General features: G+C 53.3%; 23 protein-coding genes. 7 read left to right on the top strand and 16 right to left on the bottom strand.

The genetic code is table 11. The annotated features are described in order from the left end of the window. The first annotated feature begins 56 nt into the window (after positions 1-56). From WCT94_RS12070 to WCT94_RS12050, 5 genes are all read left to right on the top strand, one after another. Complete coding sequence (locus WCT94_RS12070) at positions 57-986, top strand: lysozyme inhibitor LprI family protein (RefSeq protein WP_336869746.1); 930 nt, start codon at positions 57-59, stop codon at positions 984-986. A 103-nt stretch (positions 987-1,089) separates the two neighbouring features. Next, positions 1,090-2,130, top strand: a complete 1,041-nt coding sequence (locus WCT94_RS12065) for a DUF3829 domain-containing protein (protein WP_336869745.1) — start codon at positions 1,090-1,092, stop codon at positions 2,128-2,130. A gap of 340 nt (positions 2,131-2,470) precedes the next feature. Then, the gene (gene aldA / locus WCT94_RS12060; protein ID WP_336869744.1) at positions 2,471-3,910 is read left to right on the top strand and encodes an aldehyde dehydrogenase; all 1,440 of its coding nucleotides are present in this window, start codon (positions 2,471-2,473) and stop codon (positions 3,908-3,910) included. A 227-nt stretch (positions 3,911-4,137) separates the two neighbouring features. Then, positions 4,138-5,286 carry an FMN-dependent L-lactate dehydrogenase LldD gene (gene lldD / locus WCT94_RS12055; RefSeq protein ID WP_336869743.1) on the top strand — a complete coding sequence of 383 codons (1,149 nt, stop codon included), beginning with the start codon at positions 4,138-4,140 and terminating at the stop codon, positions 5,284-5,286. A 160-nt stretch (positions 5,287-5,446) separates the two neighbouring features. Beyond that, complete coding sequence (locus WCT94_RS12050) at positions 5,447-6,661, top strand: AI-2E family transporter (protein ID WP_336869742.1); 1,215 nt, start codon at positions 5,447-5,449, stop codon at positions 6,659-6,661. A gap of 131 nt (positions 6,662-6,792) precedes the next feature. On the opposite strand, the gene WCT94_RS12045 is transcribed toward WCT94_RS12050, so the two are convergent. Further along, complete coding sequence (locus WCT94_RS12045) at positions 6,793-7,179, bottom strand: hypothetical protein (protein ID WP_336869741.1); 387 nt, start codon at positions 7,177-7,179, stop codon at positions 6,793-6,795. Positions 7,180-7,292: 113 nt separating this feature from the next. On the opposite strand from WCT94_RS12045, the gene WCT94_RS12040 reads away from it, so the two are divergent. Further along, positions 7,293-7,838 carry a hypothetical protein gene (locus tag WCT94_RS12040; RefSeq protein ID WP_336869740.1) on the top strand — a complete coding sequence of 182 codons (546 nt, stop codon included), beginning with the start codon at positions 7,293-7,295 and terminating at the stop codon, positions 7,836-7,838. A 47-nt stretch (positions 7,839-7,885) separates the two neighbouring features. On the opposite strand, the gene WCT94_RS12035 is transcribed toward WCT94_RS12040, so the two are convergent. From WCT94_RS12035 to ycjG, 15 genes are all read right to left on the bottom strand, one after another. Then, positions 7,886-8,443 carry a hypothetical protein gene (locus WCT94_RS12035; RefSeq protein ID WP_336869739.1) on the bottom strand — a complete coding sequence of 186 codons (558 nt, stop codon included), beginning with the start codon at positions 8,441-8,443 and terminating at the stop codon, positions 7,886-7,888. Positions 8,444-8,606: 163 nt separating this feature from the next. Then, on the bottom strand, positions 8,607-8,990 hold the full coding sequence (locus WCT94_RS12030; RefSeq protein ID WP_015842212.1) for a type II toxin-antitoxin system death-on-curing family toxin: 384 nt from the start codon (positions 8,988-8,990) through the stop codon (positions 8,607-8,609). Further along, on the bottom strand, positions 8,987-9,208 hold the full coding sequence (locus tag WCT94_RS12025; RefSeq protein WP_010300679.1) for a type II toxin-antitoxin system Phd/YefM family antitoxin: 222 nt from the start codon (positions 9,206-9,208) through the stop codon (positions 8,987-8,989). Before WCT94_RS12025 ends, WCT94_RS12030 begins: the two co-directional genes overlap by 4 nt. A gap of 48 nt (positions 9,209-9,256) precedes the next feature. After that, positions 9,257-9,580: a hypothetical protein gene (locus tag WCT94_RS12020; protein WP_336869738.1), complete on the bottom strand. Its 324-nt coding sequence runs from the start codon at positions 9,578-9,580 to the stop codon at positions 9,257-9,259. A 273-nt stretch (positions 9,581-9,853) separates the two neighbouring features. Beyond that, positions 9,854-11,791, bottom strand: a complete 1,938-nt coding sequence (locus WCT94_RS12015; protein WP_336869737.1) for an ATP-binding protein — start codon at positions 11,789-11,791, stop codon at positions 9,854-9,856. A gap of 232 nt (positions 11,792-12,023) precedes the next feature. After that, on the bottom strand, positions 12,024-12,887 hold the full coding sequence (locus tag WCT94_RS12010) for a YicC/YloC family endoribonuclease (protein WP_039278589.1): 864 nt from the start codon (positions 12,885-12,887) through the stop codon (positions 12,024-12,026). A gap of 91 nt (positions 12,888-12,978) precedes the next feature. Next, positions 12,979-13,887, bottom strand: coding sequence for a LysR family transcriptional regulator (locus WCT94_RS12005; RefSeq protein ID WP_015842203.1), 909 nt, complete (start codon positions 13,885-13,887; stop codon positions 12,979-12,981). Positions 13,888-14,216: 329 nt separating this feature from the next. Then, positions 14,217-15,164: an isoaspartyl peptidase/L-asparaginase family protein gene (locus WCT94_RS12000; protein WP_336869736.1), complete on the bottom strand. Its 948-nt coding sequence runs from the start codon at positions 15,162-15,164 to the stop codon at positions 14,217-14,219. A gap of 59 nt (positions 15,165-15,223) precedes the next feature. Further along, positions 15,224-16,045: a M55 family metallopeptidase gene (locus WCT94_RS11995; RefSeq protein WP_336869735.1), complete on the bottom strand. Its 822-nt coding sequence runs from the start codon at positions 16,043-16,045 to the stop codon at positions 15,224-15,226. Between the two features lie 26 nt (positions 16,046-16,071). Beyond that, positions 16,072-17,148 (bottom strand): DmpA family aminopeptidase, encoded by a 1,077-nt coding sequence (locus WCT94_RS11990; protein ID WP_442955488.1) that lies wholly within the window; start codon positions 17,146-17,148, stop codon positions 16,072-16,074. Between the two features lie 8 nt (positions 17,149-17,156). Then, positions 17,157-18,056 carry an ABC transporter permease subunit gene (locus WCT94_RS11985; protein WP_015842199.1) on the bottom strand — a complete coding sequence of 300 codons (900 nt, stop codon included), beginning with the start codon at positions 18,054-18,056 and terminating at the stop codon, positions 17,157-17,159. 8 nt (positions 18,057-18,064) lie between these two features. Next, complete coding sequence (locus tag WCT94_RS11980) at positions 18,065-18,985, bottom strand: ABC transporter permease (protein WP_014913740.1); 921 nt, start codon at positions 18,983-18,985, stop codon at positions 18,065-18,067. A gap of 18 nt (positions 18,986-19,003) precedes the next feature. Continuing rightward, positions 19,004-20,545 (bottom strand): glutathione ABC transporter substrate-binding protein, encoded by a 1,542-nt coding sequence (locus WCT94_RS11975; RefSeq protein ID WP_336869734.1) that lies wholly within the window; start codon positions 20,543-20,545, stop codon positions 19,004-19,006. An 88-nt stretch (positions 20,546-20,633) separates the two neighbouring features. Further along, on the bottom strand, positions 20,634-22,505 hold the full coding sequence (locus tag WCT94_RS11970) for an ABC transporter ATP-binding protein (RefSeq protein WP_336869733.1): 1,872 nt from the start codon (positions 22,503-22,505) through the stop codon (positions 20,634-20,636). A 44-nt stretch (positions 22,506-22,549) separates the two neighbouring features. Then, complete coding sequence (gene ycjG, locus WCT94_RS11965) at positions 22,550-23,515, bottom strand: L-Ala-D/L-Glu epimerase (protein ID WP_336869822.1); 966 nt, start codon at positions 23,513-23,515, stop codon at positions 22,550-22,552. A gap of 370 nt (positions 23,516-23,885) precedes the next feature. Between ycjG and rph the strand changes: the two genes are divergently transcribed. Further along, the gene (rph, locus tag WCT94_RS11960) at positions 23,886-24,602 is read left to right on the top strand and encodes a ribonuclease PH (RefSeq protein ID WP_180742057.1); all 717 of its coding nucleotides are present in this window, start codon (positions 23,886-23,888) and stop codon (positions 24,600-24,602) included. The last annotated feature ends 128 nt before the right edge of the window (positions 24,603-24,730 follow it).

The following is a 24,730-nucleotide window of genomic DNA, read 5'->3' as shown; positions in this document are numbered from 1 at the left end:
CCATTACCCATCTTATCAGCTAGTTAGGTTTTTTATTTTTCAAGGAGCGATACGTTATGCGTTATTTATCTCTGGCCGTTTCATCCCTGCTGTGTCTTTTCACCTCGTCCGTCTGGGCGATGGATTGCAACAAGGCCAGTACAGACAGCGAGAAAATGATTTGCGCCAGCAGCCGCCTACAGCAGCTTGATGCGGTATTGAACAAGGCCTATCAGGGTTACGTGAAACAAACGGACAACGCGCAGGCGCGTCAGGAGCAGCGCGCCTGGTTGGCCGAACGTGACCGCTGTCAGGATGACGTTTGTCTGGGGAATGAGATGGTTTCCCGTATTCAGGCGCTGTCCGGCAGTGAAAATATCTCCCTGATTACGCAGGCATCAGACCAGTGGGACTTTGTGCTCAGTGTGGCGACGTGCGATCTCGACACTTCTTATTCAACCTGTGAAGGCCCCGGCACGCTGGATATCTTTAAGAAAGGACGCGGCGACCTGTTCCAGCGTATCACGATGGAAAATATGTTCATCGAACTGAACAATAAAGGCGAAGTGACGGCGAATCTGGTCGAGGTTTATGGTGATAACAACAGTGGGCTGGTGATTGATGACGCTAACTTCGATCACCACGCGGATATTATGCTGCGCAATGGTAATAACGGCGCTTACGGCGGGCCATCTTACGATGTGTTCCTGTTCGATGTGGAAAAGCAGCAGTTCACCCAGAATGCGCCGCTGACCGAATTAGCCAGCTACAACCTCGGCCTGTTTGAGATCGATGAAAAAAGTAAGACGATCACCACGTTTACCAAAAGCGGCTGCTGTTGGCACCAATGGTCAACCTACCAGATCGCTAACAATAACCCCGTCCTGATTGCCGAAACCACGGAAGCCTACTCCGAAGAGAAACAGGCGATGGTGGCCACCACTCGCGAGCTGGTAGGCGGCAAGTGGAAGGAGAAGGAAGAGATCGTGAAAACCGACGATAAGTAATGACTCCATAAATTATAACTTATGTTATTATTTTTTGACTCGCAGTTATGGGCATTGGAGCCTGAGGCGAGAAGATTTCTTTATTATTAACAGGAGAGTTTTGGTGAAGAAGGTAGTCAGTGTTTTAGCCACAGTGGCCGTAATTGGCGGTGCGTTTCTTTATAAAACAGGGGCATTAAACGCATTAATGGACAGCAACGGGGGTAAAGCGGAAGAGAATGTTGAGACCTTGCTGTCGAAAGAAAGTGAAGCAATGGTAGCGAAACTGGCCCCGTTTGTGACGTGTATTAATGGTGTCGATGGCGCCTGGCGAGGCGCTTATGCGCGTTATCAGACTGCGTATGAAAACCAGATCACGAAAGGGAACGCTTTCTGGAATTTGCAGACTCGTTTCACCTTAGCCCAGCATGGTGATCAGTATGCCATTGCCAAGAGTTGTATTGAGGGATTGAACGCGGGCGTGAAGAATGGGCAAAGCGACCCAGAACTTGACGCGCTCGGTACCGAATATGCGCAAGCGCTGCAACAATTGATTCCTCTGGTTCAGAGCGTCGATACCTACTATTCCCAAGGCGATTACAAAGACGATGGAATGGCTAAGGGCAAGGCTCTTCAGGCTCAAATTGCGCCGCTGTTCAAGACGTTTTTTGCAAAATCTGACCGCATCCATAGTCTTGTCGCCTCGCGTAATCTGGCAATAGAGAAACAAGCCCTGACTGCGATGGAACAGCGTAATGGGAAAGATATCTGGTGGCATACCGAAAATGTCATGTTGGAAGCCCGTGGTGTCATCGATGCTATCGATGCACTGAATACGCAAGATCGTTTGACGGTGGAGAATTTGCAGCCACTTGAAACGGCATACCAACAGGCGTTAGAGACAGCGAAAGCCTATGGTGAAGCTAATCGGGCGAAGTCTGAAGGTAAAACAGCAGCGGATCCCTTCTGGTTTTATCTGGAACCCAACGCTTCTGCGTTGCTGGCGAATGTGAAAGCATTACGTCGCGATTTGGGGAAAGGGAAGAACGCCGATCTCGAAAGAAATTATAATAATATGATCAATAGTTTCAACAGATTGGTTGATGAGTATAACAACCGAAATCAAGCCAGAAATCGCTACATTACTAGCATGAATAAAGGGTAAGTCGTGTGCGGCAGGAGTTTTCCTCCTGCCGCTTTCGGTATTTTATCTTTCATTAATCCTTCATTATTTCCGCTCTCTGAACTGACTTACCCACGCCTCAACTGCGCCCTGCCAATAGCGTTGGCAAACTTGGTGCCCTCATCCCCTATTCTTTGCAAAAGTGTTACGTCAGGCGTGCTCAGCATGGCTTTTTTGCCACTTGCTAGACTGAGATGGCAGCCATGAAAAGGTAAATGCCGCGCAAATCGCGCAGCATGGCAAAACTTCACAAAAAAAACGTGTTTTTTTAACAACTCGTTTATGCGTTGTATTCCCTTACCCTATTTTGGAGGCGCCTGACATGAGTACCACCCAGAAACGTATGTACATCAACGGTGAGTTTGTTGAAAACAGCAGCGGGAAGTGGATTGATGTGGTGAATCCGGCCACAGAGCAGGTCATTTCGCAGATCCCGGAAGGCTCCGCTGATGATGCGAAGAGAGCGATAGACGCGGCAGAATCCGCGCAGCCGGGCTGGGAAGCACTGCCTGCGGTTGAGCGCGGCGTCTGGCTGCACAAGATTGCCGACGGTATCCGCGAGCGCGAAGCCGAACTGACCGATACCATCATTGCGGAAGGCGGTAAAACGCACGGTCTGGCGCAGACGGAAGTGCTGTTCACCGCTGACTACCTCGACTACATGGCGGAGTGGGCGCGCCGTTATGAAGGCGAAATTATTCAGAGCGACCGACCGAACGAAAACATCTTCGTTTTCCGCAAAGCGATAGGCGTCACGACCGGTATTCTGCCGTGGAACTTCCCCTTCTTCCTGATTGCGCGTAAAGCGGCGCCTGCGCTGATCACCGGTAATACCATCGTCATCAAACCGAGCGAAATCACACCGAATAATGCGGTGATTTTCGCCGAAATCATTCACAAGATTGGTTTGCCGAAAGGCGTCATCAATTTCGTGACCGGCTACGGCCCGACGGTCGGGCAAGAGTTGGCCGCTAACCCGAAAGTCGGCATGGTTAGCCTGACTGGCAGCGTGGCGGCGGGGATTGCGACCATGACGGCAGCGGCGCAGAACGTCACCAAAGTGTCGCTGGAACTGGGCGGCAAAGCCCCAGCTATCGTGATGGACGATGCCGATCTCGATCTGGCCGTGAAAGCGATTGTCAGTTCCCGCGTCATCAACAGCGGGCAGGTGTGTAACTGCGCCGAGCGCGTTTATGTGCAGAAAGGCATTTACGACGAGTTTATCTCCCGTATTAAAGCCGCGATGGAGCAGGTGACCTTTGGCAACACGGCGGAGAAAAAAGCGCTGGATATGGGGCCACTGATCAGCGCGGCGGCGTTACAGCGTGTGGAAGATAAAGTCGCGAAAGCGGTATCGCAGGGTGCGAAAGTGCTGCTCGGCGGTAAGCGCGAAAGTGGTACGGGCTATTTCTACCCGCCCACGCTGCTGGTGGACGTGAAACAGGAGATGCCGATCATGCACGAAGAGGTGTTTGGTCCGGTGCTGCCCGTCGCGACCTTCGACACGCTGGAAGAGGCGATTACGATGGCGAACGACAGCGAATATGGCCTGACGTCATCGATCTATACTCAAAATATCAACACCGCGATGAAGGCGCTGAAAGGGCTGAAGTTTGGTGAAACCTACATCAACCGTGAGAACTTCGAGGCGATGCAGGGCTTCCATGCGGGCTGGCGTAAATCCGGTGTGGGTGGGGCGGATGGCAAACACGGCTTGCAGGAATATCTGCAAACGCATGTCGCGTACCTTCAATTTCACTAAAAGCAGTTTCACTAACAGACAATTTCACCAAAGGTAATGCCGATCGTTTAAGCATCGAGATACACGGGGCGACCGTTGGGGTGAGGTGTCCCCGCGGGAACCTCCCCCTGTGTTTCCCCTAAAAACGGGCTTACGTGAACAGCATAAATTTCACTAAAAGTAGCTCCAGTAACGGTCATTACTGACCGCAAGAATGACACCAACAAGAAGAAGGATGGGAAAGGACGATGATCATCTCTGCTTCAACGGACTACCGGGCGGCGGCGCAGCGTAAGCTGCCACCGTTTCTTTTTCACTACGCCGATGGCGGTGCGTATGGCGAGCACACGCTCAGACGTAATACCGCCGATCTGGCTGATATCGCGCTGCGCCAGCGCATCCTGAAAAATGTCTCCGACCTTAGCCTGGAAACACAGCTGTTTGGCGAAAAACTGGCGATGCCGGTGGTGCTGGCACCTGTTGGTCTGACCGGTATGTACGCCCGACGCGGCGAGGTGCAGGCTGCCCGTGCGGCGGCGCAGAAGGGCATTCCCTTTACGCTGTCTACCGTCTCTGTCTGCCCGATTGAGGAGGTGGCTCCTGCCATTAATCGGCCGCTGTGGTTCCAGCTCTATGTGTTAAAAGATCGCGGCTTTATGCGCAATGTGCTGGAACGCGCGCAGGCCGCCGGGGTCAAGACGTTGGTATTTACCGTGGATATGCCGACGCCGGGCGCGCGCTATCGCGATGCCCATTCCGGCATGAGCGGCCCGAATGCGGCGATACGCCGTGTGTTGCAGGCGATGGTGCATCCACAATGGGCATGGGATGTTGGCCTGAACGGTAAACCGCACGACCTAGGCAACGTTTCTGCCTATCGCGGCACGCCGACGACGCTGGAAAACTATATCGGCTGGCTGGCGGAGAATTTCGATTCCTCTATTTCGTGGCAGGATTTGGCGTGGATTCGCGAGATGTGGAAAGGGCCGATGATCATCAAAGGTATCCTCGACCCAGAAGATGCCAAAGAAGCGGTCAGGTTCGGCGCGGACGGCATCGTGGTTTCCAACCACGGCGGTCGTCAACTGGACGGCGTGCTATCGACGGCACACGCGTTGCCAGCCATCGCCGATGCGGTGAAAGGCGATATCACCATTCTGGCAGATTCCGGTATTCGTACCGGTCTGGACGTAGTACGGATGATTGCGCTGGGTGCGGACAGCGTCATGCTCGGGCGCGCGTTTGTCTACGCGTTAGCGGCGGCGGGCGAAGCGGGCGTGGTTAACCTGCTGAACCTGATCGAAAAAGAGATGCGCGTGGCGATGACGCTCACGGGTGCTAAGTCGATTGCTGATATCACCACCGATTCGCTGGTGCAGGCGACTCAGCGGCGATAGGACAGCCTTTAAGCACGGATGATGCGGCGAGAGGCATTTACTACCGTCTCCTCGCCGCGCTTTCTGATGGTATTTCACCGGACGACGGCTTTTTCCTATATTGCAAACGCCCTACTTCGTTCTATATTTCGGGGGTAGATTGAACGAAGGGGAAATCGTTGTGAACATTAAAGGGCTTACGAAGGGATTCTTCATCCTTATCTTATTTGTCGTCACGCTGGCGTTTTTTGACATCCTGGCGCCCTATTATTCCGCCATCTTGTGGGCGGCGGTGTTGGCTGTCATCTTCCATCCGCTGAAAAGCAAAATTCGGCAAAAATTGAACGATCGCAACGGTGTTGCCTCGCTGCTGACTGTCCTGATCATCTTCCTGATTGTCTTCATTCCATTGGGGGTCATTGTTTCCTCGCTGGTGGTTGAGATTAACGGGGTTTACACCCGATTACAGGACAGCAATACGCAATTCCCGGTGGTGCTGGCGGAGCTGCTTCAGCATCTGCCGAAGTGGGCGCGGCATTTCCTGGCGGAGCACAATCTGGATAACGCCGCCAAAATACAGCAAGAGTTGTCTCAGGTTGCGCTGAAAGGTGGGCAATATCTGGCGGGCAGCGTGTTGTTGATCGGTAAAGGCACCTTCACCTTCTTCGTTGGTTTCGGGGTGATGCTCTACCTGCTGTTCTTCCTCCTGAAAGACGGTTCCTATCTGGTAAACCTGATTCTGGAGTCGCTGCCGCTTTCCACCCATGTTAAGCACCACCTGCTGGTGAAGTTTGCCGCGGTATCCCGGGCGACGGTAAAAGGGACTGCCGTTGTGGCGATTGTGCAGGGGACGCTGGGCGGCATTGCGTTCTCCATCGCAGGGATAGAAGGTAGCCTGCTGTGGGGCTCGCTGATGGCGTTCCTGTCGCTGATCCCTGCCGTGGGCTCGGCGATTATCTGGGTGCCTGCCGCCGTCTTCCTGTTCGCCACGGATATGCTCTGGCAGGCGATCTTCATTGTCGCGTTCTTCGTGCTGGTGATTGGGCTGGTGGATAACATTTTGCGCCCGCTGCTGGTGGGGAAAGACACCAAAATGCCGGATTACCTGATTCTGATCGCCACGCTGGGCGGTATGGATATCTACGGGATCAACGGTTTTGTGATTGGCCCGCTGATTGCTGCGCTGTTCATCGCCTGCTGGAACATCCTGTCCGGGCGTGATAATCAGGAAAATATTGAAGGTATCGACGAAGATTTCATCGAGGAAGGCCGCCTGTACGCGAGTACGATCGCTCCCGAAGAGACCGATGCCGTGGTGAACCAAACGTCGGAGATCAAGACGGCAGATGAGCGGGCTGTAGAACCTCAGAGCGTGGAGAATAAGAAGGCTGAATAAGCCGCCTGCGCTAAGTCCAAATCTCTTGCCCCTCGGGCGTGTCCACACCACGCCTGCGGGGGTTTTAACCAAGAACCACAGGCCAAATTTGTCTTTCGTTCTCTCTTCAGCAAGTGTCAGAGGCTAAGACTTCAACGAGTGGGGTCATACGCCTTTGCCTCGACATCCCACGGTATGCTGTGGTCGTCGACCGCGACGTACCATTCACAGTGCGTCAGAGCGGCGCGTATTTCGGATAAACACTGACACCAATGCTGAACACCAACCCAGGTGGCTTCCTCGTCGTTATCGGGAAGTGTGGTTGAGCCAGAAAACACGATCCCTTTTCTGAATACGTTACCGGTTTTCACGTTGAGGGCGAAATCAAAGGATGCCCAATTCAAGCCCTCGCCGGTCGTCAGGTATTTCTCAATTTTTTCGTCAACGGAATGGCGTCGGACAATCTCCTTCACGACAGAGATCTCTTGTGGGCTCAGGGATTTTTTGCGTCGCGCGGTGTAATAGAGCGAAATTGCCATGTTGCCTCGTTTATTAATAGTGTTTAAGGTGAGGTAATACAGAATAAATTTTCGAATAAAAAACGACGTAAAATAATCAGGAAGTTCTGATTTTATAAAGGTAAGGGATGGTTATGTTGGGGAAAATGCTGCTGATAGGAATGGGCGCGGTATTACTTAGCGGATGTTCGGTCGCAACCTATAGCCATAAGCTGGAAGATTATCAGGGTGCTGATCGTGTGGGTATCACGTTCGATAATCGCAATCTCGACTATATTCGCGTTTATCCGACGACTGACAGATGTATTAATATTGATGCACCAGAAAATGGCTATACCAATAATGCATTTGGGTTCCAAACTAAACTCAATAATAAAGAACTCGGCTTCCCAGCTATTCCAGAAACACCAACGATGATTCGTGAATTTTGGGTCAGCGCACAACACAATATTGCAGTCAGAATGATTGCTGCGAATGGCGGATTTAGTACCGTGACCTTTAAGCCCGTGGTGGGGAATTACTATTATGTTACTGGTAAATTTGTTGATGCTTATTCGCCACGCTGCATTGAAGTCTACGAAGTGTTCAAGACGGAAAAAGGCTACTACGACCGCCGCCCCGTCAAAGATTTGATGCTGAAAAACTGCGGTGGATTTGATTCCAGAGTGCATAAGTTTTAATGCTGCTACTCGGCCAGACGCGATCTGTCTGGCCGCCTTCACTATGTTTAGGTGAGCTGTTTCCCAGAAAACGTGCCGGCATACCAGGCATCCATCACCGACAGCAGATTTTTCACTTCTTCGACGGTCAGACCGTAAGAATCCGCGTTTTCATGCGGTTTAACGACGAGCAGCGGAACATCGGCACGCGTGTGCAGGTAATCGAACTGATATTCCACCTCCGTGTTGTAAAACAGACTTCCGCCAACGTTTCCGGCTTTGCGTAATTGCTTGATCTGTTTATCTTGCGCGTTCGGATCTTCTGCCCAAATCAGGAAATCACGCAGCGGCCGCGTCTGGCGCGAAAAATCATCACGCGTGAAGCCGAAATAGGCATAACGCTTCCCTACCACTAACGCAATTTTGCTCTTATCGTCAGTAATCCTGACGTTAAAAGAGCGCTTATCCACTGTGCAGTCACGAAACTGCGGTTTGTAATCACAGGCAGAAAGATTCTCGGCTTCATAGACTTCATAAAGGCGCATTGTGGCGTATTTATCGAAGGTGGTGAGCGCCTGACAGCCGGTTAACGCAAGAAGAATGACGGGGAGGACGAGGCAACGCATGGCGGTTGTTTTTCCCTGTTTTGTTGCGGGTGGAGATGTTCCTGAGATGGTACTGGTGATTTGGTGGAGCGATTTGCGCTGCGATGATGGGACTATATTCCCATTTTTGATGGGATTGTAGGAATACAGTCCTATTTTGTTGTAGCTGTGCTGTTTACAGGAATCAGCCTAAAGGTTGCACCCGTGTTCTCAATTGCTGTGCCAGTTCGTCAACGTTTTTTGCACCCGTTGCGGCCTCTACCGTCAGATTTTCCAACGTATTGTCGTTATCGCGAACCAGCACGCCGTTACGGTATAAAAACGTCATCGTGACGAAGAATGCTGTTCGCTTATTACCATCATTAAAAATATGGCCACGTGCAACAGCCACCCAGTAAGTGGCGGCCAGCTCGAAGATGTCCGTGATCCCTTCATAATGCGTGCGGTTCTGCACTCGGTAGATTATCGCTTCTGCTCGCCCCGGATCGGGCATTCCCGCTACGCCGGGTAAACGTCGCAATATCCGATCATGAAAGGCGATCACTTCTTGTGCGCTAACCCAGTTCATCGGTCAGTCAGCGCTTCGATAGTGTGGCCGTGGCGCTGCATAATGAGATCAAACTCGGCGTCCAACTTGGCATTTTGGTATGCCTCGAATTCCGCTTTGCTGATTACCACCGCGGAACTCCCATCTCGACGAGTAATTTCGACCGGTTCACCGTGGGTTGCAGCATCTAATACTTCTGAAATGTTGGCTCTGGCTTGAGTAGAAGTGTAGGTTCGCATCGTGTTTCTCCTGATGTGTACATTTTAAATGTACGCTTTAGCTGTGCATTACTCAACGAGAACGTTGTGGGTGGATTGTCGACGGCTTGCGTATGGCATGGGTTTTCCGCTGATTGTCATCATTGCAGGGATCAGGTGCGCACAGGCGCTGAAATAGGCGCTGAGGTGTTGCAACTGCTCCGTGGTAGTTTCTTCAACCAGCGATTCGCTTACATACTGTAAACCGTGGCACAACCCTTCAACTGACTCTGTGGCGATTGCACTGAGATCGTCATGTTGAGCACGACTAAGGTGCTCAACGGGTAGCGAAGCGATGAGGTCTCGGAAAATAGTGATGGAACTTTCGGTAACGGCAGCGTTTATCGTGGTCATTGGCGATCCTCCTTGAAAATCAGTGTCACCAATTGTCGATGCTTTTTATGAGTTCAGATACTACGAGTTTCGTAGCTATTAATTTGGTAGTCATTGAATTAAAAACGCCCTGAAAACAGGGCGTTGTGGAAGTCAGTGAAATAGGGTGGAAATCACTCGATATTCTGAATTTTTTGAGGTAATTAATATGGTTTTTTATTTTGTGATGCCATCTTATATGGACACTATCTAATTAGCTATGCTGTATTTTCCCTAATATGGATTTTTATGTCATTAATATTTTATAGTCTTTTGTTCTGGCTTAGATAAGAGTTCGGTAAGTAAAACGTCGTCTTCTAGCCCATCATATCGCGTGGAAATTTTATCTCTTAAAGCAAAGAGCCTAGCTTCTGCGGTTCTTACCATTTCACCATATGTAATTGCTTTAATTTCACCATATTGGTTTGTTTCATTCTCACCAATAGCCTGATACGTACCTGTAAATTTCTCTATAAAGTCACCAACAACAAAAGCTTTTATAAAAGGATGTGAAGAGCCAATACCAGCATGCCAGATATCCTCCACATAGTATTTAGCTTGGTCCATTTCGGTCCTGCCGATACCGAAACCACCTTTTTTTAACTCTATTAATAAGACTTTTTTTGTTTTCTTTATATCATTTTCAAACTCATCTAATCCTAAGATACTTATAGATGAATTTTCACCTACAACTATGTCTGGTCGTTTGGATGCATTGATGAAGTTTTCTTTTTTATATTTCTTCTTGAAAACACTCTCCATGGTTTTTATTAACCCTCGATTACTAGAGTATTCTGGTGTGTCAAATTCAGGACCAAATATCCATCTAGCCTTTTCTATGAGTGGATGTAACGTATGCAGTTCATCGACTGAATGGTCTTTGCTTAACCTCTCAATCGCTTCTATTAATTTTATTCTGGAATCGATTTCAGCAAGTATTGTCATCGCATCAGTAACATTCCATTCTTGCAGGAATGAATTTAAAGAGTCCACATCATCAGAGGATATATCAGATAGTTTCTTTAATAAGGAGAACCCAGATCGAGACTTCTCTAAATTAATAGCAGCTCTGAATGCTAATTCAAGCATTTCTATTTTTATATCAGGGTTTTCATTTAGTATTTGATCAAGAAATTCATTCAGTTCTTTTCTTGCTAAAGCTGGCAATGATTGAATGTCATTTCTATTTGTATCAATAACCTGTAGTTTCGTTTGCTGTACGTCTTTATTGGCTAGTTCTATATACCAACCACGCAATACTTTTGATATATCTTCCGCTATAGCATCTAATGCTGAAAAATCAGATTTAAAACCTGACCAATCAGGCTCGACAAAATTAAATAAATTACTTGATTCGGCAATCAATGTATATCTTTTGGCAAATACTTTTCTCCCATCAATGATTTGGTGTTTCCCAATAGACCAAGAGGGTTGCCCTAGTAAGCGGCCTCCTAGCCAGAAAGCAACGCCGTGTTGATTGGAGTTCCTTGCTGTGGATGATGAGTCAACTAAGGTTAATTTTATTTCAATATTACCTACGGGATTTATGATTTTTTCTCTAACTATTCCTGGGTGTTGAGATAATGTTATTTGCTTGCCATTTATGAAAACCTTAAATTCAGGATTAAATAAAAAACGAGCAGAAATCACATCTTTTATTTCGTCTACTGAAATACTGTTTCTAGATATATTTGCTTTTATTATTGTCCCGTGACCGTTTTTTTTACTAACTTCATGACTGACAATTTTTATTGGTGATTGTCCTGATGAGGCTTTTATTTTATAAGTATTTAAAATAGAATCTCGCCATGTAGATACCTCATATATATCATCAAAGCATAAACCTGCATGTCTTCCTACGCCGTTACGACCAAATGCTAGCCTCTTTGTTGTTGTATTATTTTTTAGAGGACATTCTACATAGGGGCCTTGGTGTTTATTTCTATCATAGCGAAGTTTAAGCCAGCGGGACTCGAATTGCTCTTTCGTTAAACCAATCCCGTTATCCTCAACGATAAGTTGTCGCTGAGCGCCCTCTGGTATAGTGATGTTTACAGTCGTTGCACCAGCATCATGTGAGTTTGCAATAATTTCAGTAATTGCAATATCTGGTTTTGTTGCAATTGAACCTATTTCTTTAAAGAGGAACCTATCTTCATAAGTAACAGTATAATCCTTAACGTTCTCTTCCATTATATCCCCTTTAATATCATTTAGATACTTGTGGCAAGGACCAGATGAATCTCAATCTTATAGAGTTTAATTCTATATAATTAAAAGGCAACCTTCTCAGGTTCTTATTCGTCTTGAAGGTACATCAAGATGTATACTGTAATCATTTGATTTTTTTATGGATTATAACAGAAAAGCCCGCGATATCGCAGGCTTCTTAGGTTTTTGATAGCAGGTGATTCTTTGTGAATCGTTATTCAATATTCTGAATCTGTTCCCGCATTTGCTCGATTAGCACTTTCAACTCGATGGCTGATGCGGTGACGTCGGCGTTGATGGATTTCGAGGCCAGCGTGTTCGATTCGCGGTTGAATTCCTGCATCATGAAGTCGAGGCGGCGGCCGACGGCTTCTTCTTTTTTCAGGATTTTGTAGGTTTCTTTGACGTGAGCGTCGAGGCGGTCGAGTTCTTCGGCGACATCAACGCGCTGCGCCATCAGCACCAGTTCCTGTTCCAGACGGTTATTTTCCAGCTGTACCTGTGCATCTTCCAGCTTGCTTTGCAGGCGTTCGCGTTGCCAGAGCAGGATGTTTGGCATCTGGGCACGGACTTTGACGACTTCGGCGCTGACACCCGCCAGACGCTGTTCGATCAGCGCTTTCAGCGCGTTGCCTTCGCTTTCACGCGCGGCGATGAAGTCATCCAGCGCGCCTTCCAGCGCGGTCAGCAGTTCGGCGCTGATGGCGTCCAGATCCTGCTCTTCCGCCGACATCACGCCGGGCCAGCGCAGAATATCAACCGGGTTGATTTCCCCTTCGTCGCTCTGCATTTTGACCCAGTTGGCGGCATTAACCAGCTGTTTCGCCAATTTTTCGTTCAGGATCAGCGCACTTTGCGCACTCGGGTCGAGTTCAAAACGCAGGTTGCATTCAATTTTGCCACGGGTTAAACGGGCGCGGATGCGCTCACGCGCGACAGGTTCGAGGCTGCGGAATTGTTCCGGTAAACGAAGATAGGTTTCCAGATAGCGCTGGTTAACGGAACGCAGTTCCCAGGCTGCGCTTCCCCAGTTGCCCTTGATTTCTCGGCGGGCGTAAGCGGTCATGCTGCGAATCATTGGTGCATACCTGTTAAGCAAATGATGAGGGGATTATAGCGTTGGGCTCCCGCAGGGGATAGAAAAAACCGTCCGTGGTGTCTGTCGTGAATCAGGCAGCGTTAAGCAGGGCTTCGTTTTGTCTGGCGATGTCGCGACAGCGGTTTTTCATCATCTGTTTCAGTTGCAGCGTCGCCTGTGATTGCGGGTTATCACGACGGCTGATCAGCGTGACTTCAAAAGGCAGCGGCTGGTCGATAGGGACGATTTTGAGCTGGTCGGCATAGCGGCAGGCGGTAAAGAGATCGACGATGCCTGCACCGCCGCCCGCCAGCACCATGTCGGCGATCACCGAGTAGGTTTTGATATAGAGCGATGCCGCCGGCTGTAGTGCTTTGTCGCGCAGCGCACGGTGTACCACCTGACCGAGCGGGTCCTGATGCTGCATCATCAGCAGGTTGTTGTTGCACAGCCATTCCAGCGATACCGGGCCGTTTATCGGGCTGTTTTTCGGCAGCAGGGCAACCATCGTGGATTGGAACAGTGGCTCAGCCAGTAACTCGGACGGCACCTGCTGACCAAAGATCAGTGCGAAATCGAGCTGGTTTTGCAGGATGTTCTGGCACAGCGTGCTGAAGTGTTCGGTGACGAGTTCGACGTTAACCGAGGCTGCCTGCTTATGAAATTCCACCAGCGTGGGTGCCACGATCATCTGCCCGAACGCGTGTGCTGCACCCAGCCGTACGGAGTGTGCCTTGCTGGTTTTGATTTGTTCGGTAAGGGAACTGATGCTTTGCAGATGGCTGAAAAGCTCCTGCACTTTCGGGATGAGGCGCAGCCCTTCTTCGGTGGCGACCATCCCCTGGGTTCGACGTTCAAACAGGGAAAAACCGAGCTGCTGTTCCGCGTGATTCAATACCCGACTGACGTTGGGCTGTGAAACGTTGAGCAAACGGGCGGCGCCGCTGATGGTGCCTGCCTGAACAATGGCCTGGAAGATTTCAATATGGCGTAATCGCATGGTTGCAGGCTCCGGCTGACGCTTTCTGATGAGCATCGTATGAGTAATAACCAAAAGTTCTGCAATTATTACGCCAGATTATATACCCGTCATACTTCAAGTTGCATGTGCGTTGGCTACGTTCAGTCACCCGAATCACTTACCTGAGTAAGCTCATCGGGATTCCTTCTCTTGCCGCCTTCCTGAAACTCGAATTATTTAGGGTATAAGGCCGCGATGAATGGTCGATAGATAGACGATGAGAGCGCTTTGTGCACTATTTTGATGCCCAACAATGGTGCGGTCGCACCATTGTTGGGCGATTTGGTTCTGTTTCAGCTGCTGACAGCTTAACGATAGATATCGGCGACGGGGGCTTCTCCCACGTAACCGTAGCCGCGGTACATGCCTTCACTGTTAAATGGCAGGGCGATGTTGCCCGCTTTATCGACGGCAATTAGCCCACCGCTGCCGTCCATCCGCACCAGTTTCTCCATCACGACGCGATCGCTGGCCTGCTGTAGCGTGAGTCCGGCGTATTCCATCAGCGCCGAAACATCATAAGCGGCGACAGCACGCATAAAGACTTCGCCGGTGCCGGTGCAGGAAACGGCCACTGTTTGGTTATTGGCGTAACAGCCTGCACCGATAATCGGGCTGTCGCCCACGCGTCCGGCCTGTTTGTTGGTCATGCCGCCCGTTGAGGTGGCTGCCGCAAGGTTACCTGCGCTGTCGAGCGCGACCGCGCCGACGGTACCGAATTTACGGTCGGGATCGATAGGGTCGCTCTGGCCGTCATGGTCGAGAATGACGCGGCCTGTGCCTGCTTGCGCGTTATGCAACTGTTGACGGCGTTCGTCGGTGGAGAAAAATGCAGGGTCAACCTTTTCCAGACCGTGCTGTTCTGCAAAGGCTTCCGCGCCGTCAGCGGTAAACATCACGTGCGGACTCGCTTCGAGAACGGTGCGGGCTGCCAGAATCGGGTTACGGATATGGCTGACGCAGCTTACCGCACCAGCATCCAGCGAACGTCCGTCCATGATGCTGGCGTCCAGTTCGTGGGTTTCCGCGTGGGTGAAGACTGAGCCGTGTCCGGCGTTGAACAGCGGGCACTCTTCCAGCAGACGGACGGCCTCTGTCACGGCATCCAGCGCACTGCCGTTTTCGGCCAGAATGCGTTGTCCGCTGGCGACAATCTCGGACAGCGCGGCCAGATAGCGCTGTTCTTTTTCAGGGCTCATGGCCGAGCGGGTCAGCGCACCAGCGCCACCGTGGATCACAATCACGGGTTTCGTCATGCGATAAATTCTCTTTTCAGTCGGTTTACGCCTCTCTAAAAGAGGCGGATAGACCGGAATCAGTTTTGCGTTGTCGCCAGATAGGAAAATGCACCCAGCAGACTGGTGATTTCCCGCATGCTCTGCGCCGTATAACCTACGGTTATGGCATCCAAACGTTCAACGCTCGGCAGCAGACAGAATAGATCGGCCAGTACCGGTTTTGCCACCATCAGTTCGAGGCGGTAAGGTGCCTGAATCCGCGAATTCAGCGTCTGGTGGGCTTTTTCTACCGCTGCTTTTGCCGCGTCACGAATCACCTGACGCGCCTGTTCGGTGCTGAGGGATTCAGCCGCGTGCTGCGAGATGGCGCGTTTGACGCAGGCGTAGTCGGTGGCGGGGTAGTAGCGGGCGATCCAGTTCTGGAGCGTGTCGTCACCGCTGACCAGCCAGAGCGGCGTCTTCTGTTCCACGCCGGCGGCAGCGTAGATGTCGCTCTCGCCCATGATTTCACCGTTGATGCGCACGCGGTAGAACGCACGACCGTTGATGGTATGCGACAGCACGCCAAACTCGCCTGCCGCGCTGTGGTAGCCGATGAACATCAGGCCATCGAACTGCTGCTGCTCCAGCCCTTCTACCATCGAATAGCCGCGCGGTTTGCCCTGTACCAGTCGGGCGCGAGCGTCGATGTTCTCCGCGCGCAGATTGACCATTGCCGCATGGCTGTCGGCGACCACCACCTCTGTTGCGCCACCCGCGAACGCGCCGTCAATCGCGGCATTCACTTCCTGCTCCATCAGGCCGCGTGCCAGCTGGTATTCCGCGGTGCCGGGGCTGCACTGCTCAGGGCGCATGACGCCCGCGATCCCTTCGATATCAGCAGAAATAAACACTTTCATAATCAGTTTCCTACGGAAGAATGGGCTTATGGATAAAGCGCTGCGGCCAGCCGATCCAACGCCTGTGGCAGCGTCGGGCGATGATGGCCGCGAAAACCGGTCACGGCGTCAGCCTGAAGCATGGCGTCGAGTACCGCGTGTTCGGTGGCGTCGGCGGCGGCGCTTAACAGCGGTTCAAGCTGCGCATCCTCCGGCGGCTGTGGCTGTGGGCAGGTAGAGAACGCGACGGCGATATCACCGGAACCGTGTCCCCAGTAACTGCCGAGTCGACCAAGCCCTGCGCCAGCGCGTTTGGCGATGCGCTTGAGCTGACGGGCATCGAGCGGGGCATCCGTCGCCATGATAATGATGATCGATCCGGCATCCTGCTGTGGCGCAAGCTCCGGCAGGATGGGCGCGATAGCGCTTCCCATCTGCACGCCGTCCAGCGTCAGTGAGGAAAGCGTACCGAAGTTTGCCAGCACCAGTACGCCGAGCGTGGCGTTCAATTCGGGGATCAGGCGTGATGTGGTGCCGATGCCGCCTTTCAGGCTAAAGCAGCTCATTCCGCGTCCTGCACCGACGCTGCCGCGTGCGAAACTCTCTGCTGCACTGTCCAGCGCCTGTCGTGCCATGTGCTCTGTCACCGCCAGCGCCTGAATGTCGTTCAGCCAGCCGTCGTTGCACTCCAACGCCAGCGGGTTCACCGTCGGCAGCGTGCGACCCAGTTCAGGATTACGGGCAATGGCGTCGCGCACCAGCGTGGTAAACAGCGTGCCGGTTGCCAGCGTGTTGCTGAGCAGGATGGGCGTTTGCAACTGTCCCAGTTCCTCAATCTGTACCAGTCCGACGGGCTTGGCGAAGCCGTTCAGCACTGCCGCGCCGCAGGACAGAGGCTGGGTGAACAGGTTCTCGCCGGGCGGCACAATCGCCGTGACGCCGGTTTGCACTTCCCCAGCCGCCAGCGTGCAGTGGCCGACGCGCACGCCTGCCACATCACTGATACTGTTCTGTGGTCCGCTAGCCGAGCGCGGCGTACCCAACTGCCGCGTCGTTTTCCAGCGTTGTAGCAACAGCGCCTGCTGTTGCTGGTGATAGTCGTTTATCTGGTGATCGCCGTGCATCGCCTTCCTCAGCTTTTCAGTTTGGGATCGAGCGTATCACGCAGCGCATCCCCGAGCAGGTTAAACGCCAGCACGGTAAAGAAAATCGCCAGACCGGGGAACACGCTGACGTGCCAGGCGCCCGCCATCATCAGGCTGCGGCTCATCGCCAGAATATTGCCCCATTCCGGTACGTCCGGCTCTGGGCCAAGGCCGATGAAGCTCAGCCCTGCCGCCGTCAGGATGCTGGTGCCGATACGCATGGTGAAATAGACGATCACGTTAGGCAGCGTGCCGGGCAGGATGTGGCGCATCAGTATGATGCGATCCGGTGCACCAGCGCAGCGTACTGCTTCTACATAGGCTGCCTGTTTCAGCGACAGCGTAGAGGCTCGCACGATTCGCGCGAAGACCGGTACGCTGAAGACGGCGACAGCGATAATTACGTTATTCAGGCCAGGTCCAAGGATGGCGACGACCGCAATCGCCAGCAGCATGCCGGGGAAGGCGAACAGCACGTCGGAACCGCGCATGATCAGCGTATCCACCCAGCGGCCGTAGTAGCCTGCTAGCAGGCCGAGCACGATGCCGACCAGCATGCCCAGCGTGACGGAAAAGATACCGATATATAACGAGATGCGTGCGCCGTAGATGATGCGGCTCATCACATCGCGTCCAAGATCGTCGGTGCCCATCCAGTGCGCCGCTGAAGGCGGTGAAGCCAGCGCCGTCCAGTCAGGTTCCATCGGGTTCCACGGTGCCAGCCAGGGCGCGAAAATCGCAACCAGTACCAGCAGCAGGACAAAGCCGCTGGACACCAGCGCCATCGGGTTACGGATAAAGACCTGAACGAAATCGCGCCACGGCGAACGTATCGTCTCTTCATCAAGCGTGGCTGCGGCCACGACGGGTTCGGAAGGCAGGTTCATCGTGTCTCCTAACGTAGGCGAATCGCCGGATTGACCACCGCGTACAGCAGGTCCACCAACAGGTTAATGACAATAAATTCAAACACGAACAGCATGACCAGCGCCTGAATGACCGGCTGATCCTGCGTCTTGATCGATTCAATCAGCAGCCAGCCCAATCCTGGCCAGCTAAATACGCTTTCGACCACGATGGAGCCACCGAGCAGGAAACCGAATTGCAGCCCCAGCATGGTGATGACCGGAATCAGCGCGTTACGCATCACGTGCTTCCAGGTGACCAGCCGATTGCGCAGCCCTTTGGATCGCGCGGTGCGCACGTAGTCTTCCTGTGCGACTTCCAGAAACGCGGAGCGGGTAAAGCGTGCCATGACGGCGGCTACCGAGGCTCCGAGCGTTAGCGCGGGCAGAATGATGTCGCTGGGCTGATTAAAACCGCTGACGGAAAAGACGCCGAACGGCATGGCCACAAACTGAATCAGCAGCAGGCCGAGCCAGAACGGTGGCATGGAAATTCCGCCAACCGCGAAGCTCATCAGCGTCCAGTCCTGCCATTTTCCCCGCTTGAGCGCGGACACCACGCCAATCAGCAGGCCGAGCAGCACCGACCAGACGAAGCCCGCCAGCGCCAGCCACATGGTAGGCATAAAGCTCTTACTGATGACGTCGATGACCGGCTGCTGGGTGCGGTACGTCACACCCAGATCGCCGCTGAACAGGCCGCCGAGCCAGTGGACATACTGCTGCGGCAGTGGGTCATTCAAGCCTAACTGCTGACGAGCGGCTTCCACCGCCTCAATCGTCGCATCAGCACCCGCGTAAATACGTGCCGGATCACCCGGCAACAGCTTGATAAAACCGAACACTAACAGGGAGACCACCAGCAGAACCGGGATCATTTCCAGCAAACGTCGGACGATATAAGCAAACATGGCGTTCTCCCTGACCGATTACTTAAATTCAGCCTGATCGAAGATCAGCGAGCCGTCTGCCAGCATGTACACGCCGTCGAGATTCTTGGTTTTACCGACAATGTTGTCCGGCGTACCCAGGAAGACTACAGGCGCGTCCTGCCAAATCTGGCGCTGTGCGTCAGCGTAAGCGGCGGCACGTTTGTCAGCATCGGCGGTGGCCAGACCGGCCGTAATCGCTTTATCCGCTACCGGGTTGCTGTAGTAGGAGACGTTGTACGCGACCGGCACCCAAGATTCGGTGGCGAACAGCGGACGCAGCGCCCAGTCGGCATCACCGGTGGATGGAGACCAGCCGTTGTAGAACAGGTCAAATTCGGCATCTTTCGGATCTTTCACGCCAAACAGTTTGGCATTACGCATCCCGGAATCCATCGGTGTGACGGTAACTTTGACGCCAACCTGCTCTAACTGTTGTTTGAAGAACTGCGCGCTGCGGATGTAGTCGGTGCGGTTCGTCGTCCACAGTTTCAGGCTCAGGCCATTGGCGTAGCCCGCTTCTTTCAGCAGTGCCTTGGCTTTCTCCGGGTTATAGGTGTAGTTCGGCGAGCTTTGGCGTGCGAAGAACTGCACATCCGGCGCCATTGCAGAGGAAGCAGGAACACCCATGCCGGCAAAGCCGACCTTCAGCCAGATGTCGCGGTTGATGGCGTAGTTGAGCGCCTGACGCACGCGGATATCGTTCAGCGGCGGACGCAGGTTATTCATCGCCAGCCAGAATTGATAGATGCTCGGGTCGCGTTGAATCGCCAGCTTGCTGTCGCTTTGTACGGTGGCGATCAGATCGGAAGGCAGCGGATACACGGCATCAACCTGACCGGATTTCAGTGACGCCACGCGGGTGGAGTCTTCCGGCGTCGGGTAGAAGGTCACGCTGTCGACTTTCGGCCAGCCTTTCTGCCAATAGTTGTCGAATTTCACCAGCTTCACGTCTTTACCCTGCTGCCATTCGGTGAACTTGAATGGACCGGTACCGACCGGATGTACGCGCAACTGTGCTTCATCCGGGTATTTCTTCAGGGCTTCCGGGCTGTGCATGACGGCAGACGGGTGCGCCAGCGTGTTCACAAAGGCACCGAAGGATTTGTTCAGCTCGATTTTGACCTGCGTCGGCGACAGCACGGTGACGCTTTGCACCATGTTAAACAAGCTGTTGCGCTTCAGGCCTTTGCTTTGATCGGCCAGACGGTCAAGGTTGGCTTTAACGGCGTCGGCGTTGAACGGTGCGCCGTCCTGGAAGGTGATGCCTTCACGCAGCGTCACGACGAACTCGGTGGCGGTGTCATTACTGGTATAGCCCGTCGCCAGACGTGGCACCAGCTTCATTTTATTATCGAACTGGAACAGGCGCTCGAAGATGCCGCTCTGAATAGAGTAGCTCAGCGTGTCCGAGGTATCGTGCGGGTCGAGCCCGGTGATATCGGCATAGATGGAAATGCGAAGGTCTTGCGCCTGGGCAACAGCCGCCAGACACAGTGAGAGCCCGAGGGCAACGGCAGAGCGGCGAACGAATGGCTTCATGGTTTCTCTCCTGGTCAGCATTGAACGTGTGTTGTGTTTTATAAATATGTTGTGTTTTGTGGCTATTTTCTTGTCATGACATCGTGTTTCAGGCGGCCGATTCGTTGTCGGCAACCCAGTGCTGCGGCGCGACTTCTCGGTAGCGCGTTTTGGCGACGGCCTCGCCTGCTTTACGCAAAGGAGAGGGGATTTCACTGTCGTCAAACTGGCGTGTACCGCGACGCGTTGGATCGGCAATCGGAACCGAAGCCAACAGGTGGCGGGTATACGGATGCTGTGGATCGTTAAACACCGACTGGCGCGGGCCGATTTCCACAATCTGGCCGAGGTACATCACCGCGACGCGGTTGGCGATGCGCTCGACGACGGCCATATCGTGCGAGATGAAAATCCACGACACGCCGGTTTTCTTCTGGAGATCCATCATCAGGTTGACAACCTGCGCCTGAATCGACACATCGAGCGCCGAAACGGCTTCGTCAGCAATAATGACCTGCGGCTGTAGCGCCATCGCACGGGCAATCGCGATACGCTGACGCTGCCCGCCGGAAAATTCGTGCGGATAACGGCGCGCGTGTTCAGGCAGCAGGCCGACGCTTTTCAGCAGCGCTTGCACCTGCGGTGTCGCTTCTTCCAGTGATTTCACCAATCCGTGGAGCAGCAGCGGTTCGGCGATAGTAAAGCCGACCGTCAGGCGCGGGTTGAGTGAGGCATACGGGTCTTGAAACACCATCTGCATTTCCCGACGCAGCGGCTGGAAATCACGCTCTTTCATCTGGGAAATTTCGTTGCCCTGAAAATGGATGCTCTCGGCTTCGCTCTGTACCAGACGCAGCAGGGCGCGTCCGGTGGTGGATTTGCCACAGCCGCTTTCCCCAACGATAGCCAGCGTTTCTCCCGGCCAGACGTTAAAATCGATCTGTTCTACCGCGTGAACGTGGTGGGTTACGGTGGACAAAATCCCGCTACGCATCGGGTAATAAACCCGCAGCCCGCGAATATCTAACAGCGGCTCGGCGTCATAGCGTGCGGTGACCTGTTCACTATTCTCCGGGTCGGCAGCCTGCCCTAGCAGTGGGAAACGTTTCGGCCAGAGGCTGTCGCGCATGTCGCCCAGTTTCGGTACGGCTGCCAGCAGCGACTGGGTATACGGGTGCTGTGGTGCGGCAAAAATCTGTTCGACGGTGCCTTGCTCCACGATTTCGCCGCGGTACATCACCACCACGCGATCGGCGATTTCCGCTACCACGCCCATATCGTGCGTAATAAACAGCACCGCCATGTCGCTCTGCTGTTGCAGGTCGCGCAGGATTTGCAGAATGCGCGCCTGCACGGTGACGTCCAGCGCAGTGGTCGGTTCATCGGCAATCAGCAGTTGTGGGTCGCAGGCCAGCGCCTGTGCGATCATCACGCGCTGACGCATTCCGCCGGACAGCGAGTGCGGGTAGCTTTTCATCACGCGATCGACGTCTGCAATACGCACCTTGTGCAGCAGTTCACGGGCTTTTTTGTCCGCGCTGGCGGCATCGCAGATCTTATGGTCAAGCAGCGCTTCGGTGAGCTGGTCGCCGACTTTCAGCACCGGATTGAGCGAGGTCATCGGCTCCTGGAAAATCATGGCGAGATCGCGACCACGCAGCTTGCGGCGTGCTTCCGCTTTCATGCTCAACAGGTCATGCTGCTGACCGTCGCGTGCGGTAAAACGGAGCGCGCCGCGTTCGATGTTGGCAGAGTCCGCCAGCAGCCCCATCACGGTGAGTGACGTCACGGACTTGCCTGAACCGCTTTCGCCGACCACGGCGACCACTTCCCCTTTATTGACGGTAAAGGAAATGCCTTTTAGCGCCTGATGCGTGCCGGAACGGCCGCTAAAGCTGACGCTCAGGTCGTCGATTTCCAGAACAGGTCTGGGGGCGTTACCGGGTGCTGTGGCGGCACCCGCGTGCATGATATCCGTCATGGTCACTCCGGTTGAGGGTTGTAGGGTTACTGCGGTTGATGACGTCATAGCCAGATTCGGCCAAGGTTATAGGTCAGATAAGGCGAGCTGTCGGCGGCCAGCCAGATTGGGCCATCGAGATCGACATGCTCGGCATCGGCAGCGACGGGTAGGGCGGCTTCCATCGCCATCGATGAGCCCAGCGTACAGCCGACCATAATGCGCAGGCCGTTAAAGTGAGCCTCACGCACCATCGCCAGCGCTTCGGTCAGCCCGCCACACTTGTCCAGCTTGATGTTGATCATGTCGTAACGACGGCGCAGCCCGACGATGTCAGCGCTGTGGCGGCAGCTTTCATCCGCGCAGATAGGAATCGGGTGGGCAAAACGCTGTAAATCCTCGTCTTTACCGACAGGCAGTGGTTGCTCAATCATGGCGACCTGATAGGGCAGCAGCGCCGTGGACAGGCTATGTAAATCCAGCCCGCTCCAGCTCGCTCTCGCGTCGATAATCAATCTGGCATTGGGCGCGGCGGCACGAATGGCGGCGACTTTCTCCAGAATCAGTTCGCGATCCAGTTTAATTTTCAGCAGCAGCGCGCCGTGGGAAACAGCATTGGATGCGGCGGCGGCCATTTTCTCCACGCTGTCGAGCGCCAACGTTTGCGCACAGACCACGGACGTGGGGGGATGAATGTCGAGGCGCTGCCACAGCGTCTGTTTTTCCAATGCGGTATTGAGCCGCCACAGCGCGCAGTCCAATGCATTTCTGGCTGCGCCCGGCGCTAAGTCTTTCTGGAGTTGTTCGATGGTCAGGCCGTGTTCGATTGCCTCACGGATCGCAGAGAGCTGGTGACATACGCTGTCGGCGGACTCGCCATAATGGGCGAGCGGCGTACATTCGCCTTGCCCAATAAATCCTTTTTCTTCCAACGCGACGCGGATAACGGTAACCGCGCGACGCGTACCGTTTTCAGCCGCCATAGGACGGGCTAGTGGCAGATTGACGGTTTCAATTTGCATATGCCGCATCATGATTTGTTCTCATCAACGCTCAGGGGATGAACGGACTATTTCATGATGCATCATCACTGACGAATACTTGTTTATGAGTAGGGTATAACCTGAAGTTATGGCATAAGAATAAGGTATGGCTGGTGACGAATTAATCGCTTCTGTTGCAAATTTATCGCGGCTGGCGCAGGGTAAGATTAGGCAGCGCGCGGCGAAAACCGTATATACCCGTCATACTTCAAGCTGCATGTGCGTTGGCTTCCCTTACTCACCCCAGTCACTTACTTTTGTAAGCTCCTGGGGACTCGTGCGGTTGCCATCTTCCTGCAACTCGAATTATTTAGTGTATAATGCGCGCCAGTTTTCATTGACCCGCCGGAGATGAGCCATGCGCCCAACAGGCCGAAGTGCACAGCAAGTACGCCCCCTTAAATTGACCCGTCATTACACGAAACACGCCGAAGGTTCCGTTTTAGTCGAATTTGGCGACACCAAAGTGTTATGCAATGCCACGGTAGAAGAGGGTGTTCCGCGCTTTCTGAAAGGCCAGGGGCAAGGATGGGTCACCGCCGAATACGGCATGTTGCCGCGTGCGACACACAGCCGTAACGCCCGTGAAGCCGCCAAAGGCAAGCAGGGCGGACGGACGCTGGAGATTCAGCGCCTGATAGCGCGCTCTCTGCGTGCGGCTATCGACCTGAAAGTGCTCGGCGAATACACCATTACGCTCGACTGCGATGTATTGCAGGCGGACGGCGGTACGCGTACGGCGTCCATCACCGGTGCCTGCGTGGCGCTGGCCGATGCGCTGAACCAGATGGTTGCCAACGGCAAGCTGAAGAAGAACCCGATGAAAGGCATGGTCGCCGCGGTTTCCGTCGGCATCGTGAACGGCGAAGCGCTGTGCGATCTGGAATATGTGGAAGATTCCGCCGCTGAGACCGACATGAATGTGGTGATGACCGAAGATGGCCGCATGATTGAAGTGCAGGGAACCGCCGAAGGCGAGCCGTTCAGCCATGAAGAATTACTCTCCCTGCTGGCGTTAGCCCGAGGGGGAATCGATACCATCGTTCAGGCGCAGAAAGCCGCCTTAATCGATTGATTTTATAAGCGACCAATTGGTCGCTTTTTTTATGGCGTGCAATCCCAGGCCGCCACCCTTGCGGGCCGCCGCAAGTGACGTTGAAAATTTCTCTTGGAAATTTTTTATGTCTGATTAATTTTTAATTC

The sequence above is a fragment of the Pectobacterium sp. 1950-15 genome, from assembly GCF_037136835.1.
Lineage (GTDB): Bacteria > Pseudomonadota > Gammaproteobacteria > Enterobacterales > Enterobacteriaceae > Pectobacterium.
The sequence above is the reverse complement of the archived record's forward strand: the minus strand, read 5'-3'. Positions and strand labels throughout refer to the sequence as shown.

Bases quoted from the DNA above. Each gene is read 5' to 3' on its own strand.
- WCT94_RS12025 (WP_010300679.1), bottom strand. From the start codon at position 9,208: ATGCGAACCTACACTTCTACTCAAGCCAGAGCCAACATTTCAGAAGTA.
- WCT94_RS12015 (WP_336869737.1), bottom strand. From the start codon at position 11,791: ATGGAAGAGAACGTTAAGGATTATACTGTTACTTATGAAGATAGGTTC.
- aldA (WP_336869744.1), top strand. From the start codon at position 2,471: ATGAGTACCACCCAGAAACGTATGTACATCAACGGTGAGTTTGTTGAA.
- WCT94_RS12045 (WP_336869741.1), bottom strand. From the start codon at position 7,179: ATGGCAATTTCGCTCTATTACACCGCGCGACGCAAAAAATCCCTGAGC.
- rph (WP_180742057.1), top strand. From the start codon at position 23,886: ATGCGCCCAACAGGCCGAAGTGCACAGCAAGTACGCCCCCTTAAATTG.
- WCT94_RS12000 (WP_336869736.1), bottom strand. From the start codon at position 15,164: ATGACGAAACCCGTGATTGTGATCCACGGTGGCGCTGGTGCGCTGACC.
- WCT94_RS12005 (WP_015842203.1), bottom strand. From the start codon at position 13,887: ATGCGATTACGCCATATTGAAATCTTCCAGGCCATTGTTCAGGCAGGC.
- ycjG (WP_336869822.1), bottom strand. From the start codon at position 23,515: ATGCGGCATATGCAAATTGAAACCGTCAATCTGCCACTAGCCCGTCCT.
- WCT94_RS11995 (WP_336869735.1), bottom strand. From the start codon at position 16,045: ATGAAAGTGTTTATTTCTGCTGATATCGAAGGGATCGCGGGCGTCATG.
- lldD (WP_336869743.1), top strand. From the start codon at position 4,138: ATGATCATCTCTGCTTCAACGGACTACCGGGCGGCGGCGCAGCGTAAG.
- WCT94_RS12010 (WP_039278589.1), bottom strand. From the start codon at position 12,887: ATGATTCGCAGCATGACCGCTTACGCCCGCCGAGAAATCAAGGGCAAC.
- WCT94_RS11985 (WP_015842199.1), bottom strand. From the start codon at position 18,056: ATGAACCTGCCTTCCGAACCCGTCGTGGCCGCAGCCACGCTTGATGAA.
- WCT94_RS12030 (WP_015842212.1), bottom strand. From the start codon at position 8,990: ATGAACTGGGTTAGCGCACAAGAAGTGATCGCCTTTCATGATCGGATA.
- WCT94_RS11975 (WP_336869734.1), bottom strand. From the start codon at position 20,545: ATGAAGCCATTCGTTCGCCGCTCTGCCGTTGCCCTCGGGCTCTCACTG.
- WCT94_RS11980 (WP_014913740.1), bottom strand. From the start codon at position 18,985: ATGTTTGCTTATATCGTCCGACGTTTGCTGGAAATGATCCCGGTTCTG.
- WCT94_RS11970 (WP_336869733.1), bottom strand. From the start codon at position 22,505: ATGACGGATATCATGCACGCGGGTGCCGCCACAGCACCCGGTAACGCC.
- WCT94_RS12020 (WP_336869738.1), bottom strand. From the start codon at position 9,580: ATGACCACGATAAACGCTGCCGTTACCGAAAGTTCCATCACTATTTTC.
- WCT94_RS11990 (WP_442955488.1), bottom strand. From the start codon at position 17,148: ATGCACGGCGATCACCAGATAAACGACTATCACCAGCAACAGCAGGCG.
- WCT94_RS12035 (WP_336869739.1), bottom strand. From the start codon at position 8,443: ATGCGTTGCCTCGTCCTCCCCGTCATTCTTCTTGCGTTAACCGGCTGT.
- WCT94_RS12040 (WP_336869740.1), top strand. From the start codon at position 7,293: ATGTTGGGGAAAATGCTGCTGATAGGAATGGGCGCGGTATTACTTAGC.
- WCT94_RS12070 (WP_336869746.1), top strand. From the start codon at position 57: ATGCGTTATTTATCTCTGGCCGTTTCATCCCTGCTGTGTCTTTTCACC.